General features: G+C 57.0%; 14 protein-coding genes and 1 pseudogene. 6 read left to right on the plus strand and 9 right to left on the minus strand.

What is annotated here, in order from left to right; genetic code table 11:
* Nucleotides 1-282 precede the first annotated feature (282 nt).
* From IQ265_RS27565 to IQ265_RS30430, 6 genes and pseudogenes are all read right to left on the minus strand, one after another.
* Entirely contained in the window at nt 283-693 is a 411-nt protein-coding gene (locus tag IQ265_RS27565; protein WP_194059619.1) for a PIN domain-containing protein, read from the minus strand.
* 242 nt (nt 694-935) lie between these two features.
* Nucleotides 936-1076 (minus strand): hypothetical protein, encoded by a 141-nt coding sequence (locus IQ265_RS27570; protein ID WP_194059621.1) that lies wholly within the window; start codon nt 1074-1076, stop codon nt 936-938.
* 104 nt (nt 1077-1180) lie between these two features.
* Nucleotides 1181-2017: a DUF1963 domain-containing protein gene (locus IQ265_RS27575; RefSeq protein ID WP_194059623.1), complete on the minus strand. Its 837-nt coding sequence runs from the start codon at nt 2015-2017 to the stop codon at nt 1181-1183.
* Between the two features lie 135 nt (nt 2018-2152).
* Nucleotides 2153-2470 carry a DUF4926 domain-containing protein gene (locus IQ265_RS27580; protein ID WP_194059625.1) on the minus strand — a complete coding sequence of 106 codons (318 nt, stop codon included), beginning with the start codon at nt 2468-2470 and terminating at the stop codon, nt 2153-2155.
* A 95-nt stretch (nt 2471-2565) separates the two neighbouring features.
* The gene (locus tag IQ265_RS27585) at nt 2566-2823 is read right to left on the minus strand and encodes a DUF4926 domain-containing protein (protein WP_194059627.1); all 258 of its coding nucleotides are present in this window, start codon (nt 2821-2823) and stop codon (nt 2566-2568) included.
* Between the two features lie 7 nt (nt 2824-2830).
* Nucleotides 2831-3159: pseudogene (locus tag IQ265_RS30430) on the minus strand (DUF6883 domain-containing protein).
* A gap of 209 nt (nt 3160-3368) precedes the next feature.
* Between IQ265_RS30430 and recN the strand changes: the two are divergent.
* The 3 genes from recN to ilvA all read left to right on the plus strand — a co-directional run bounded on the left by recN (nt 3369) and on the right by ilvA (nt 8597).
* Nucleotides 3369-5096, plus strand: coding sequence for a DNA repair protein RecN (gene recN, locus IQ265_RS27590; RefSeq protein ID WP_194059629.1), 1728 nt, complete (start codon nt 3369-3371; stop codon nt 5094-5096).
* Nucleotides 5097-5370: 274 nt separating this feature from the next.
* The gene (locus IQ265_RS27595; RefSeq protein WP_194059631.1) at nt 5371-6984 is read left to right on the plus strand and encodes a sodium:proton antiporter; all 1614 of its coding nucleotides are present in this window, start codon (nt 5371-5373) and stop codon (nt 6982-6984) included.
* Nucleotides 6985-7085: 101 nt separating this feature from the next.
* A complete protein-coding gene (gene ilvA, locus IQ265_RS27600) occupies nt 7086-8597 on the plus strand; it encodes a threonine ammonia-lyase, biosynthetic (RefSeq protein ID WP_194059633.1) in 1512 nt (503 codons plus the stop codon).
* Here the strand turns inward: ilvA and moaA are convergent.
* Complete coding sequence (moaA, locus tag IQ265_RS27605) at nt 8594-9580, minus strand: GTP 3',8-cyclase MoaA (RefSeq protein ID WP_194059635.1); 987 nt, start codon at nt 9578-9580, stop codon at nt 8594-8596. The genes ilvA and moaA overlap by 4 nt on opposite strands.
* A 198-nt stretch (nt 9581-9778) precedes the next feature.
* On the opposite strand from moaA, the gene IQ265_RS27610 reads away from it, so the two are divergent.
* Nucleotides 9779-10147 carry a hypothetical protein gene (locus IQ265_RS27610; protein WP_194059637.1) on the plus strand — a complete coding sequence of 123 codons (369 nt, stop codon included), beginning with the start codon at nt 9779-9781 and terminating at the stop codon, nt 10145-10147.
* A gap of 126 nt (nt 10148-10273) precedes the next feature.
* The gene (locus IQ265_RS27615) at nt 10274-11356 is read left to right on the plus strand and encodes a class I fructose-bisphosphate aldolase (protein WP_194059640.1); all 1083 of its coding nucleotides are present in this window, start codon (nt 10274-10276) and stop codon (nt 11354-11356) included.
* On the opposite strand, the gene IQ265_RS27620 is transcribed toward IQ265_RS27615, so the two are convergent.
* Nucleotides 11317-12306: a methyltransferase domain-containing protein gene (locus IQ265_RS27620; RefSeq protein ID WP_194059642.1), complete on the minus strand. Its 990-nt coding sequence runs from the start codon at nt 12304-12306 to the stop codon at nt 11317-11319. The genes IQ265_RS27615 and IQ265_RS27620 overlap by 40 nt on opposite strands.
* Nucleotides 12307-12935: 629 nt before the next feature.
* Between IQ265_RS27620 and IQ265_RS27625 the strand changes: the two genes are divergently transcribed.
* Nucleotides 12936-13451, plus strand: a complete 516-nt coding sequence (locus tag IQ265_RS27625; protein WP_194059644.1) for a pentapeptide repeat-containing protein — start codon at nt 12936-12938, stop codon at nt 13449-13451.
* Between the two features lie 125 nt (nt 13452-13576).
* Here the strand turns inward: IQ265_RS27625 and IQ265_RS27630 are convergent, their stop codons facing one another.
* Entirely contained in the window at nt 13577-14023 is a 447-nt protein-coding gene (locus IQ265_RS27630) for a thioesterase family protein (protein ID WP_194059646.1), read from the minus strand.
* Nucleotides 14024-14055: the final 32 nt, after the last annotated feature.

A 14055-nucleotide genomic window follows, 5' to 3' on the forward strand; every position in this document is an offset into this window, starting at 1 on the left:
TACGGAGTCACAGGCTCCTGGCGATTTTTCGAGTTTTATCCTTAAAGGTGCGGCGACCCAAGCTACACGCGGTTTGCTTAACCTAGGGTGGGACGGTCTGCCACACTTTTTAAGATACAAGGGTGGGCACTGCCCACCTTGCACTGGGGCGTTAGCGAAGCTATCTGAAGGAACCGCAAGCCAAACCCATCGGGTAGCACAGCTCACCGTCTGCCTTCTGCGATCGCTAAATATTCAAGGTTGGTGGTGGGTGAATGAGTGGGGTGGTGGGCATTACCCACCCTACGCCTTAAATGGATTAGTGAGGATGAGTGTGTTGTCTATGATTTGTCCGTCTTGAAGGTCTTCGCTGTAGAGACGATCGCATCCCATTTCAAGCGCACTAGCAATGATCAGGCTATCAAAATAGCTAAATTGATAACGTTGGGCAATGTCTAAAGCCCTGCGGATAGTATCCAGAGAAACAACTGTTAGCTGAAAATGTTGGCTTAGCTCGTCAAGAACGGCACCAATTTGGCGATAATTTAGCGAAAACTTGCGCTTCAGGGTGTTGACGGTTTCATTCAAAACCTGAGTGCTAATCCAAGATTCGCTAGCTTGGGCACATTCGCGGGCACGTTGCTGTTTGTCTGGCTCATCTTGAGAATAGCCATAAATAATGATGTTGGTATCGAGAAATACTTTAGCGCTCATTCGCCTCGTCTCGATTGAATTTGAAGCCTTTAGTATTTAGAGACACGGCCTGAAACCCGCCAATGTTAGGAGTCGTTAGAGGCTTCACTTTAGATTGAGTGCGTTGACGCACAAACTCGACAAATTCTAGGACCAAGCTGGCCTCTTCTTCGGGTAGCGTTTTTACGAGTTCATAAATGCTCTCTGCTGTACTCATCAGCCCCTCCTAAATTAGTAGGGTGGGCACTGCCCACCATTTACCTTTATCGTAAACTGCCTTCTGCGATCGCTGGATGTTCAAGGTTGGTGGTGGGTGAATAATTGAGGTAGCGGGCAACGCCTACCCCACGCCTGTCTAGGTGAGAGTGGTTTTGCCACATCGAACGCTCGGAAAGCTTGCTCATAGTAGGTCCTTCCCGGCCTCAGTTCCATCCGGTGAGGGTGCAATGCTCTCTGCTTTGGCCGAAGCGCACCGTTGGCCTCAGGCATGAGGCTCGATATCGTGAGCTTACCCGCAATCCCAGTTGTACATGACATTTGAAAAATCAAGACGCTTCAAGAAAGATTCCTGAATAAAAAAGTTGCAAATACCAATGTCTCCCCACTCAATTTGAATTTTCTTATTTGCGTTCAAGTCATGGTAAATTTGCAGCAACAAGATGTATGGCTCTTGTTCTTGAGGGAGAAATTGTCGCGGATCATCTTGAGTAAAATCTGGATATCCTCCCAATCTATGACCAGCTTCAAAGCTGTCATGATATTCTTGCCAAAGATCATCATTCTGTGACAAAAGCTCAAGGAAATTCTTGCCAAGATAGTCTTCGCATTGATAGTCAGTTGTAGTAATAGGCCTGAAGCTTCTCTGAAACTCTAAAGCAAAACAATCATCCTTGTGAGGAATATAAGAGGGATCCATACAGAATGGTACATCCTCTCTCTCCCATACGACTGGCAAGAAGTCAAAGTTAGTGACAAGTCTCTCTAAATCCAACACAGGTTCAGAAAAATAAAGAACTCGAAAACCCATTTGACTCGTTTGATCATCAAAATCACAGCCAAAGTGCTCTCCTTGATCTGAAATATAGAATTGAAGAATACCTTTTTCTGGAAAGTTTTCCATGCTGGGCAGTTCCTCAAAATTAATTTGCGCGAGAAGATAGAGGTAATTTCCTTCAGGATCTTTTGGATATTCAAAGCTTTTAGGCAAATAGGGTAATCCCAGGAACTTACTTTGCCAAAGCGTTGTGTCTCTTGTAAGCTGAGTATGAATATCGACACAAGGCTTTACCGTTTTCTCAATTCGGCTTCTGAATTGCTCTAGTTCAGGGGGAAGTTCAATAGTCATAAATAGTCCTGTAGCTTTGGCCAGCTGACTTGAATTAAACCGATGAACTTGGGAAAATAAGCATGAACCTAGCGTGTAGATTCATGCTGCTGAAGTCGGAAGTCTTATCTGTCAAAAAACTTCCACCATTGAGTGCTAGGCTGGGGTTTCATGAAGGGAGCGGGCGAACATTAAGACCTGGTGTTGTCTATCTTCAGGTAGTTTTTGTAAGACAGCGGCAATGCGCTCAGGTAAAGGCACCCAGGATTTTGTAGCGTTTTGCCAAACCACAACAAACTGCTCAGGCTTAAGGGCTAGCATGGCGTGGGTTTCGCCATAAGAGTTAGCAAACTCTACTTCATAGGCACGGTCATCATAGACTTCGAGGATGGTGCCCTGGTCGCCTGCCTTTAGCTCAACTTCAGGCAGATCAACCAGAAGCTCGACAACGTCTAATAATTCAGGCTGCATCATCTGCACCTCCGAGTGTACAGGGTAACCAGCCGGGCGAGGTCTACACCGAGTTTTACCATCCATCCTGTGCGTATGGACTCAGTTCAGCTTTAAGGCTATGCAGCAGTGAACTGATAGTGCAGCGGCAGCAGTTCTGACTCCATCAAATACGCCATTGCGTATTCGCGCCCCTCCAGGTCAGCAAACTCCACCAAATATTGCTTGCTCTCATCCTGGTCAACCACCTCTACCACTGTACCCACCTGCCCCCGCGCCAACTGCTCACCAGCCCTCTCAACTGGCTCCACCAGCGTCAGCCGAGCCACATCAATAGGCTGCAGCGTTGCCACCGAGTCAAATAACGTAAGCGCCATATTTGCCCTACCTAATAAATGCCGAGATCAACTGCGGAGCTGCTGATTCTGATGTTAGCTTCCAAATTGTCCGCAGAACCACGCCATCTGAGTCAGGTATCTGCCAATCCACTTTGAACTGCTGTCCAAACGCCGTATTGCCTGCTGCACCACCTCACCCTCAATCGCTGCTCGAAGAATTAGCTCTCTTAACACTTCCGCATTGTTGGCGGTAATTCCTAAGGCCGACGCAAACACCCTTGCCTTATGCTTTCCACTGTCATGGTTGGGGTTCAGGCAATATCCTGTGAGCTTTCCGATTGGCACAAGTGCCCGTTCTCCCTCAGGTAATCTCATCAGGCACCTGGTTCGTACAATGATGTCTTAGCAGGGGGCCAACAGGCATGCTCACCCGTACCCACCAGTGCATTAAAAACATCGCGATGGGTTTGGCATTCCCTGGATTTTCTACCCGCAAAGCGGCGAGCCTATTAAAACTTACGCATTTCAGCAGCGTATCCACGGGCCTTCCCATTAAAATACGTGGGTACTAGACTATTGCCCCCATGCTAACCGCCCTGCACATCGAGAACTTTGCGCTGATCGACCAGCTCGATCTGCGGCTTGAGGCCGGGCTCAACGTGCTCACGGGCGAAACCGGGGCGGGCAAATCCATCATTCTCGACGCCATTGATGCCGTCCTGGGCGGCAAGGCCAACCAGCGCCTGGTTCGCTCCGGCAGCCAAAAAGCCCTGGTAGAAGCCACCTTCGATGTACCCAGCGACATCCACACCTGGCTGGCCGAGCAAGACCTTCCCCCCACCGATGGCGCACTGGTGCTGCGACGCGAACTCACCCTGGGCAAAACCCTGCGCAGCCGCTCCTTTCTCAACGGCAGCCCCGCCACCCGGCCCCAGCTCGAAGGGCTACGCCAAAAGCTGGTGGAAATCACCGCCCAGGGGCAAACGGTGTTGCTCGGCTCGGGCGATCGCCAGCGGGAGTGGCTCGACGGCTTTGGCGGTGCCCCCCTGGTGGCCCAGCGCCAGCGCGTCGCCGCCGCCTACGAGGCCGCCACCCAGGCCAAACGCAAGCTCGATACCCGCCGCAAAGCCGACCAGCAGCGCCGCGACCAGCTAGAGCTGCTGCAAATGCACCGCCACGACCTCGAGCAGGCCCAGCTCGACGACCCCGACGAACTCGACAAGCTCGCCCAGGAGCACGATCGCCTCAATCACAGCGTTGACCTGCAGCAGAACAGCTACCAGGCGTACCAAATTCTCTACGAGAGCGACAGCGGCAACGCCTGCTCTGACCTGCTGGGCCAGGCCGAGGCTATTCTCATCGACATGGAGCGCTACGACAGCGCCATTACCCCCATGCTGGCCCTGGTCAGCGAAGCCCTTACCCAGGTCGAAGAGGCCGGACGCGCCATCAATGCCTACGGGGCCAGCGTCGAGGCCGACCCCGAGCGGCTCGAAGAAGTGGAGGAGCGCATGCGCCAGCTCAAGGGGCTATGCCGCCGCTTTAGCCGCAGCCTGCCGGAGCTAGTGGCCTACCGCGACGAAGTGGTGCGATCGCTGGCCGAACTCTCTGGCGAGGGCCAGTCGATCGAAGCTCTAGAAGCCGAAGTCGAGAAAACCCAAGCTGCCCTTATAGATGCCTGCGACCAGCTCACCACCCTGCGCCAGGACGTGGCCCAACAGCTCGAAACCCGTCTGGTGAGCGAACTCAAACCCCTGGCTATGGACCGGGTGCAGTTTGAGGTCGAACTCAAGCCCATTGCCCCCACCGCCACCGGGGCCGATGGCATTCGCTTCTTGTTTAGCCCCAACCCCGGCGAACCCCTACAGCCCCTGGCCGAAACCGCCTCGGGCGGTGAGATGAGCCGCTTCTTGCTGGCGCTGAAGGCCTGCTTTTCGCAGGTAGACCCGGTGGGCACGCTGGTGTTTGACGAGATCGATGTGGGGGTGTCGGGGCGGGTGGCCCAGGCGATCGCCGAAAAGCTCTACCAGCTCGGTCGCCAGCACCAGGTGCTGTGCGTGACCCACCAGCCCATGGTGGCGGCCCTGGCCGATGCCCACTTTCGGGTCGGCAAGCATGTGGTCGAAGCGGCGGTTGCAAAGGGCGCTAAGACCGATGAGGCCGAGCGCACGGTGGTGCGGGTGCTGCCGCTGTCGCCCAGCGATCGCCGCGAAGAGCTGGCCCAGTTAGCTGGGGGCGAGTCGCACCAGCAGTCGCTTTCCTTTGCCGAGTCGCTGCTGTCCCAGGCCGACAGTATTCGGACCAAGCGATAAGGGCAAAGCGATGAGAGCAACGCCAGAATTGACTCAATGGGGCTAACCCGTCAGCAGCCCCTGGGGCGCGGTATCCCTTAAATCACTCTTAGGTCTCATTCAGACTGTAGTTTTGTAGTTGAAAATCAGCCCTAATCCGAAATCTGTGTTGAGAATCCCTTGTTCAAGCTAGGTATTTCGTAGGGGCATTGCAGTGCGATGCCCCTACAGACCGGGTGTAACCCAATAGGATTCGGTATAAGCTGTCGCGTACTAGACATTAGGTCCACGTTCTATGGATTTCCTCCTGACCGTCGAACCCCTGCTAGAAGATCCCTCCCTGATGCTGGAGGATCCCGCCATTGAGGAGCATTTGCGCCAGTTTTGCCTGGTGCTGTCGGTGTCGCTGGGGGTGGCTACCCTGTCGCGGGTGTTTAGCCTGCTGCGCAACATTCCCTACACCCTGCTGCTGCTGCTGGTGGGCCTGGGGCTGGCGGTGCTGGACGTGCGGCTGATCAACCTGTCGCCCCAGCTAATTTTGTTTATCTTTTTGCCGCCGCTGCTGTTTGAGGCCGCCTGGAACCTGAACTGGAAAAGTCTAAAGCAGTACGCCGTGCCCGTGGTGCTCTACGCCATAGTGGGTGTCGTAATCTGCGTCGGCAGCTTGGTGTGGGGCCTGCAGACCTTTGCCGGGGCCTCGCTGGCCACGGCGCTGCTGGTGGGGGCCAGCCTGTCGGCCACCGACCCGGTGTCGGTGGTGGCCCTGTTTCGCGAGCTGGGGGTCGATAAAAAGCTCACCACCGTGATGGAGGGCGAAAGCCTGTTTAACGATGGCGTGGCAGTCGTCGCCTTTAACCTGGTGCTGGGCATTGCCCTGGGCCTGGAGCAGTTCGATGTGTCGGTGACGGTGGCCCGCTTTTTGGTGTTTGCCGGGGTGGGCATCAGCATCGGCGGCCTGATTGGCTTTGGCCTGTCGTTTCTCACCCAGCGGTTCGACATTCCCCTGGTCGAGCAGTCGCTGACCCTGGTGTCGGCCTACGGCACCTACCTGGTGGCGGAGGAACTAGGCGGCTCCGGCGTGATTGCGGTGGTGACGACGGGGCTGATTCTGGGCAACTTTGGCTCGCGCATCGGCATGAACCCCCGCACCCGGCTGGTGGTGTCTGAGTTTTGGGAGTTTGTCTCGTTCTTTATCAACTCGATTGTGTTTTTGCTGATTGGCGATCAGGCCAACTTTTACGGCCTGGTGGACGAACTGGATAAAATCGCGATCGCGATCATCATCATGATTGCCGCTCGCGCCATCAGCGTCTACGGGCTGGGCTACCTCAGCAACGCCGTCACCGGCCCCGACATGGATCTACCGCTCAAGGGCCAAACGATTCTGTGGTGGGGCGGTCTGCGCGGGTCGGTCTCGGTGGCGCTGGCCCTGAGCGTACCCACGGTGCTGGGCGATCGCCAGGAGATTATCTCGATTGTGTTTGGGGTGATGCTGTTTACCCTGCTGGTGCAGGGCCTGACCACCAAACCGCTGCTCGAATATTTGGGCCTGCTGGGCGACCAGCCCATGCGGCTGGAGTACAGCCAAATGACCGCCCACCGCGTCGCCCTCACCCGCGTCATGCAGCGCCTCGACGAGATGAAGGTGAACGAAGAATTTGACCCCGAGTTTGTGGGCTACCAGATGGCCCTGGTGCAGGGGCAGCTAGAGGAAGTCAAAGAGAAACTGACCCGGCTAGAGCAGCAGAACAGCAGCATCCGCGAGTACGCCTCCGAGCAGCTGCGGGAAGAACTGCTGGCGATCGAGTCTGACACCTACGCCGAGTTCATTCGCGCCGGGCAGCTCAAAGATACCCTGACGCCGCTGCTAGAAGGGGTGCTGCCCGATCGCATCGGCGAAGCGCACTGACTGGGGCTCAAGTGACCTCAATGGGGATAATCCTTGCCCCTGAGGAGTGTTAAGGCCATCGCCGCTCTAAAATATGGGTTTACCCCTTTGCCTTTCCTGCAATGCCTACCGACTACCTCGAACGCATTCTCACAGCCCGAGTTTACGACGTGGCGCAGGAAACCCCTCTGGAGGTTGCCCCCAGCCTGTCGGCGCGGCTGCAAAACCGGCTGCTGCTGAAGCGGGAAGACATGCAGTCGGTGTTTTCGTTTAAGCTGCGGGGGGCCTACAACAAAATGGCTCACCTGTCGCCGGAACAGCTGGCGGCGGGCGTGATTGCCTCATCGGCGGGCAACCACGCCCAGGGGGTCGCGCTGGGGGCCAAGCAGCTGGGCACCCGCGCCATCATTGTCATGCCCACCACCACGCCGATGATGAAGGTGAACGCGGTGAAGGCGCGAGGCGGCGAGGTGGTGCTGTTTGGCGAAACCTACGACGATGCCTACGCCCACGCCCGTCAGCTCTCCGACGAGAAGGGGCTGACTTTTGTGCACCCCTTCGATGACCCGGATGTGATTGCGGGCCAGGGCACCATCGGCATGGAGATTTTGCGGCAGCACCCCCAGCCCATTCACGCCATATTTGTGGCGATCGGCGGTGGGGGGTTGATCTCGGGCATTGCAGCCTACGTCAAGCGGCTGCGGCCTGAAATTAAGATCATCGGCGTAGAGCCGATTGAGGCCGATGCCATGTCGCGATCGCTCAAGGCTGGCGAGCGAGTGCGGCTGAGTCAGGTGGGCCTATTTGCCGACGGCGTAGCGGTGCGCCAGGTGGGGGAAGAAACCTTTCGCCTCTGCCAGCAGTACGTGGACGACATCATTCTGGTGGGCACCGACGATATCTGCGCCGCCATTAAGGATGTGTTTGAAGACACGCGATCGATTTTGGAACCGGCCGGGGCGCTGGCGATCGCCGGGGTTAAAGCCTACGTCGAGCGCGAGGGCATCACCGACCAAACCCTGGTAGCTGTGGCCTGCGGGGCCAACATGAACTTCGATCGCCTCCGGTTCGTCGCCGAGCGGGCCGAGATTGGCGAACACCGCGAAGCCATTCTTGCCGTCACCATTCCCGAAGCGCCGGGCAGCCTTAAAGCGTTTTGCGAATGCCTGGGCACCCGCAACCTGACCGAGTTTAACTACCGCATTGCCGACAACCACGAAGCCCACATTTTTGTTGGGCTAGAAGTCCAAGGTCGGGCTGACGCGGCGGCTATGGCCCAGGTGTTTGAGTCTAAAGGCTTAAAGACGCTGGATCTCACCGACGACGAACTCTCAAAGATGCACCTGCGCCACATGGTCGGCGGCAAATCGGCCCTGGCCCACGACGAGCTGCTCTACCGCTTCGAGTTTCCCGAGCGCCCCGGCGCGCTGATGAAGTTTGTCAGCGCCATGAGCCCCGACTGGAATATCAGCCTGTTCCACTACCGCAACAACGGCTCCGACTACGGCCGCATCGTCACCGGCATTCAGGTGCCGCCCGACGAAATGCCCCAGTGGCAAGCCTTTCTGGACAATCTCGGCTACCAGTACTGGGACGAAAACCAGAACCCCGCCTACAAGCTGTTTTTGGGCTAACCGCCAATCTGCGACATGGTGCGTCCGTAGGCTCCGGTGGTGCCCGACTCACGCATTTTGTAGTTGATGTCGGGCTTGGCCGCCAGCAGGGCAGCCACCTGGCGCTTGAGTTCTGCGGTAGGAATGCCCTGGCGCAGGGCGGTTTTGAGATTGATCTGGCCGGTTTCATTCAGCAGGCAGGGGCGCAACCAGCCGTCCGCCGACAGGCGCATGCGGTTGCAGCGATCGCAAAAACACTCCGACATCTGGCTAATGAACCCCACCGTGCCCTGGGCACCCGGAATTTGAAAGACGTCCGCCGGGCCGTTGCCCAGCACGTCGCCATCGGTTAGGCCCCAGCGCTGACGAATGCGATCGCGCAGCGTTTCCGAATCGACCCAGCCCTTTTCGGCAAACAGGCTGTCGTTGCCGATGGGCATGAATTCAATAAAGCGCACGTGCCACTGGCGATCGAGGGTCAGCGCCGCCAGATCTAACACCTCGTGGTCGTTGACGCCGGGAATTACCACCACGTTGAGCTTCAGCGGCGAGAACCCAACCCGGTGCGCCGCCTGAATGCCCTCCCAAACCTGGGGCCAGCGCGACCTGCCCCGTCCGCCGACAATGCGATCGAAAATGACCGGGTCCAGCGAATCAAGGCTAATGTTAATGCGCCGCAGCCCGGCATCCCAGAGATCCTGCGCCAGGTTGTTAAGCAAAAAAGCGTTGGTGGTCAGGGCTAAGTCCGTTGTCCCCGGTAGCTCGGCGATGTCGCGCACGATATCCACAATGCCCGGTCTCACCAGCGGCTCGCCCCCGGTGAGACGAAAGTTTGAGAACCCCAGCGGCATAAATACCTCCTGCAACAGCTGCCGCAGCTCAGCGCGGCTCAGCCATTCCCCCTGGGGCAGGTACTGCAAGTCGGCCCCCTCGGGCATGCAGTACTGACACTGAAAGTTGCAGCGATCGACAAGGCTAATTCGTAGATAGTCAATAGTTGGCATAGGGAATGGGCAAGGGAGAGTCATTAACCGCAGGTCGCCTTCCTCCGATTATGGCACCCTCACCAGAATCCACGAGTCGATTGGCTTAGACTCACCCGTCCTAATCATCCTAAGCTAGGGCTTGAGTTAGGGTTTGCCGATAAAACTCACCTCTGCCCCCCGAGGAGAAAAATAAGCAGAAAAACGAGGAAAAAACTGATGACTAGAACCCTTTTCAGGGGCATGCTGTTCGGCGCGATATTTGGGGTAGTGGTCGGCGGTCTGGTTTGCCTCAGCTTGTTGAGGGCGCTAGATCAGCCTGCCTACGTTGATTTAGCTGGCCTTGTCTCAGTCGATAGCGCCAGCTACCCCGACAGCCAAATGAGCAACCGCATCTTTTTGGCCGCTGCATCGCTAGCAGGTCCAGTCTATATCAGGGCTCAGGCTAATGCGATCGATATCAACGAGCTTTACGGGCGGATTGAGCAAGCTGTGCGGCTGCGGGGTGAGTTGAGGTGCTTTAAGCTGAGCACAGGTGAATCTGTGCTTGAGCTAGAGGTCATAGAAGTACTACCCCAGCCTCAGTGACCGTCAGTAAACCTATTGTTCAAGTCAACCGATTTCAGCATCAAACCTTGCCTAAGGAGTAGTTCCACGGTTACCGTTCTCTGGGCTAAGGTTTAGACAGTCTGCGCTGTAATTCAGGTCAATGCTATGGTAACTGCCCTATCATCCCCCAGCACGATCGCTGACTGGCTCGGCCCCGAAGCCGATTCGCTGCTCGATTACGAGGCCAAGGTGCCAAAGTCGACGCTGCACCTGCCAGGGCCAGATTGGGTCGATAGAATTTTTGCCCAGAGCGATCGCAACCCCCAGGTGCTGCGCAGCCTGCAGCAGCTCTACGGCAGCGGCCGTCTGGCCAACACCGGCTACCTCTCCATTTTGCCGGTAGACCAGGGCATTGAGCACTCGGCCGGAGCCTCCTTTGCGCCCAACCCTATGTACTTTGACCCGCAGAATATTGTTGAACTAGCGATCGCGGGGGGCTGCAATGCCGTCGCTACTACCCTCGGGGTGCTGGGCAGTGTATCGCGTCGCTACGCCCACAAAATTCCCTTTATTCTCAAGCTCAACCACAACGAGCTGCTCACCACCCCCAACCGCTTTGACCAAGTCATGTTTGCCGACGTTGAGCAGGCCTGGAACCTGGGCGCTGTGGCCGTGGGGGCCACCATCTACTTTGGCTCCGACGAGTCAACCCGGCAAATTCAAGAGGTTAGTGCCGCCTTTCAGCGGGCCCACGAGCTGGGCATGGCAACCATTCTCTGGTGCTACCTGCGCAGCAGCTCCTTCAAACAGGACAAAGACTATCACCTCGCCGCCGACCTCACTGGCCAGGCCAACCACCTGGGCGTCACCATTGAAGCCGATATCATCAAGCAGAAGCTGCCGGAGGTCAACAACGGCTATGGAGCGGTAGCCAAGGCCATGGGCAGCACCTACGGCAAAACCCACAAACTGATCTACAGCGACCTCACCACCGACCACCCCATCGACCTCACCCGCTACCAGGTGCTCAACTGCTACGCCGGGCGCATGGGGCTGATTAACTCCGGTGGCGGCTCCGGCGACAACGACTTTGCCGAGGCCGTGCGCACCGCTGTCATCAACAAGCGGGCTGGCGGCATGGGGTTAATCTCGGGCCGCAAGACTTTCCAGCGCGACTTCAAGGAAGGGGTGAAGCTGTTCCACCTGATTCAGGATGTGTACCTGTCTGAGGCGGTTACCATCGCCTGAGGCTGACCGGGCTGGCTGGCCCGCACGGCGCGAAACATGCCAAAGCGGCACAGCCCCGCGCCAAAGGCCAGCCGCATCAGCAGCAGGGTAGGTACCTCTCGCACCGACTTGATAAAACCCGGCAGGCCAAATTTAACCAGTCCAGCGGGCCGGGCAATACCCTGCCAAATTGAGTCGAGCCAGGAGGGCAGAGTTTCCCTGGTCCAGTCGGCAGTGGTCACTTGCCCGGCCACTAGCCTGGTGGCTTCAAGCTGTTCGGCAAAGCCTTCAATGCTGGCAAAGGCTGGGTGCGACCACTGATCGAGCAGCTGACGCATGACCGGCTTTTCCCAGGCGTTGAGGGGAATTTTGCGGTCATCTCGCTGGTTCCAGTCGGCGACCACCAGCACGCCGCCGGGCTTCAACACCCGCAGCAGCTCGCGGGCGAACACCGCTTTGTCGGGCATGTGGGGGCCAGCCTCCACCGACCACACCACGTCAAAGCTGGCGTCGGGAAACGACAGCGCCATGGCGTCGTCCACCTGAAACCGAGCGCTAACCCCGTTGGGAGTGAGCTGCTGCGCCCGCCGCACCTGGTTGGGGCTAATGGTAATGCCAGTAACATCAAAGCCATAGTCGCGGGCCAAAATGCGGCTGCTGCCGCCGATGCCGCAGCCCACATCTAGTACCGTGGTGCCCGCAGGCAGGCGATCGAGACCGCCCCAGCGCACCATTTCATGGACAAAATCGGCCTTAGCAGCCAGAAAATCTTTGTGTCGGGGCGGCGATCCGTAGTGGCCCAGGTGAATGTGCTCCCCCCAGTAAAATTCTAGAATGCCGTCGTCAGTCCACTGATCGTAGGAATTAGCTACGGAGTCAGAAGACTCGTAGCGACGCGGAGTAAGCAGGTATACCGCTGCACCTGCCGCCAGCAGCGCCAGAATAATGCCAAGAATGCCGATTGAGTTCATTTATTTATTTACTTGGAGGAGCCGCAGTGTAACGGTTTGTATCATTGACTGCGTTTCCATTGTGACAAGCTTGTGGCCCATGAGCAACTCGGACGCGTCTGGTAAGACCTCTATTTGCCAAAATAAAACCCCCAACCGAAGCCGGGGGAAACCCCATCAGGAGACGCCTATCTGACGTTTAAGTAAAAACAAAGCCGCCCTTTCAGCGCTTGTACCTAGGCTATCGAACTATCTGTCATTTGGGGGAGGACAGCCCCGCGAATTTACGGAAACAATACGGCTAACTTTAAGAATGGCTTACAAAAGCTGACGGTAGCTGTGGAAAATTACGGAGTGCCGATTGCCCTAAACCCCTGAACCCTTCCAGGGTTCAGGGGCTTAGGGCGTGTCATCAATCCTGGCTACAATCCCAGGACCTAAAAAACAGGCTAGGGGCTGTAACCGCTAATTCTTGGGCTACCAGCAACTAATTGATGACAGCCCCTAGGGATTCGCCAGAAAATAACGTACCGATTGCCATTCTTCCTATCCTTTGGCGCTGTGGGGAATTGCGCCTGCTTTGCGGCTCTGGCGATCGCGGCGGCGGTGCGAATGTTAAAACTAGAACATTGCCGTTTCAAAGTATTGCTATGCCGTGGTTGCCTAACCTGCTGAGGCGTACTCTTATCGTCATTCTGGGCCTAGCTCTGGGGGTTAGCCTCGGGGTAGGGGCCGCTGCCGCCAACCCAAACTACCCACCACCCTTGTCTTTCAGCAACGCTGAACTCAAGGGCAGAGACTTCTCTGGGCAGCAGCTGCGGGCAGCGGAATTTTCGAACGCCAACCTGGAGCTGACCAACTTTAGCGATGCCGACGTGCGGGGAGCCATCTTCAGCGGTTCAGTAGCCACCGACGCCGATTTCCGTGGGGCAGATTTCACCACCGGCATGCTCGACTCGGTCAGCTTTACCCGCAGCAACCTGAGCGATGCCATTCTAGTCGACACCATTTTGCTGCGGGCCACCTTTGACGAAACCGCGATCGCCGGAGCCGATTTTTCAGGAGCCATTCTAGACGGTGCCCAGGCTCGTCAGCTCTGCAAAACAGCAGCAGGGGTAAATTCAACCACTGGGGTCGCTACGCGCGATTCTCTAGGCTGTCGGTAAAGCCGCCAAACGCGAACGATCAGCGGGCTAAGAATTCGGGCGAGAGGTGAGCACAAGAACCGCGATCGCCACCAGAAACCCCACATAACCACCCACAAACAACCACTCCTGCCAGCTACCTTCCATTACTGGCCCTCCTTATCCTGGGCGTCACCATCCTGGGATGGCGGATCGCTCCAGCGGGTCAGCCACTGCTCCATTTCGGCGGGCAGTGAACGGCGACGGCGGTTGGCCACCGAAATGCAGACGTGGCGGGTCATCGCCTGAGCTGCCAACGTCTCCTCAAGCTTCAGCTGATACTGAATCTCAAAGCTACTGTCATCCAGCCGAGCAGGGGCAAGGTGAATGGTGACGCGATCGCTACAGTGCAGCGGGCGACGGTAGTCAATGCTGGCGTGGGCGATCGGGTAGGCGATCGCCTCAGCCCTAAAGAAGGCTCCCAAATCTATCCCGGCAGCGGCCAGAGATGCTTCGTAGGCCGTATGGCAGATCACCAACTCATTGGCGAAGTACACCACCCCTGCCCCATCGGTTTCGTGGAACCGCACCTGATGCTCGACGACGTAGCCCATTGCGACTACACCCAGCCCGGCTCAGACGGCCA

The sequence above is a fragment of the Nodosilinea sp. LEGE 06152 genome (genome assembly GCF_015207525.1).
Lineage (GTDB): Bacteria > Cyanobacteriota > Cyanobacteriia > Phormidesmidales > Phormidesmidaceae > Nodosilinea.

What these genes read in the sequence shown, in the direction of transcription:
- IQ265_RS27565 (WP_194059619.1), bottom strand. Translation starts at nt 693, where the DNA reads ATGAGCGCTAAAGTATTTCTCGATACCAACATCATTATTTATGGCTAT.
- IQ265_RS27570 (WP_194059621.1), bottom strand. Translation starts at nt 1,076, where the DNA reads ATGAGCAAGCTTTCCGAGCGTTCGATGTGGCAAAACCACTCTCACCTA.
- IQ265_RS27575 (WP_194059623.1), bottom strand. Translation starts at nt 2,017, where the DNA reads ATGACTATTGAACTTCCCCCTGAACTAGAGCAATTCAGAAGCCGAATT.
- IQ265_RS27580 (WP_194059625.1), bottom strand. Translation starts at nt 2,470, where the DNA reads ATGATGCAGCCTGAATTATTAGACGTTGTCGAGCTTCTGGTTGATCTG.
- IQ265_RS27585 (WP_194059627.1), bottom strand. Translation starts at nt 2,823, where the DNA reads ATGGCGCTTACGTTATTTGACTCGGTGGCAACGCTGCAGCCTATTGAT.
- recN (WP_194059629.1), top strand. Translation starts at nt 3,369, where the DNA reads ATGCTAACCGCCCTGCACATCGAGAACTTTGCGCTGATCGACCAGCTC.
- IQ265_RS27595 (WP_194059631.1), top strand. Translation starts at nt 5,371, where the DNA reads ATGGATTTCCTCCTGACCGTCGAACCCCTGCTAGAAGATCCCTCCCTG.
- ilvA (WP_194059633.1), top strand. Translation starts at nt 7,086, where the DNA reads ATGCCTACCGACTACCTCGAACGCATTCTCACAGCCCGAGTTTACGAC.
- moaA (WP_194059635.1), bottom strand. Translation starts at nt 9,580, where the DNA reads ATGCCAACTATTGACTATCTACGAATTAGCCTTGTCGATCGCTGCAAC.
- IQ265_RS27610 (WP_194059637.1), top strand. Translation starts at nt 9,779, where the DNA reads ATGACTAGAACCCTTTTCAGGGGCATGCTGTTCGGCGCGATATTTGGG.
- IQ265_RS27615 (WP_194059640.1), top strand. Translation starts at nt 10,274, where the DNA reads ATGGTAACTGCCCTATCATCCCCCAGCACGATCGCTGACTGGCTCGGC.
- IQ265_RS27620 (WP_194059642.1), bottom strand. Translation starts at nt 12,306, where the DNA reads ATGAACTCAATCGGCATTCTTGGCATTATTCTGGCGCTGCTGGCGGCA.
- IQ265_RS27625 (WP_194059644.1), top strand. Translation starts at nt 12,936, where the DNA reads ATGCCGTGGTTGCCTAACCTGCTGAGGCGTACTCTTATCGTCATTCTG.
- IQ265_RS27630 (WP_194059646.1), bottom strand. Translation starts at nt 14,023, where the DNA reads ATGGGCTACGTCGTCGAGCATCAGGTGCGGTTCCACGAAACCGATGGG.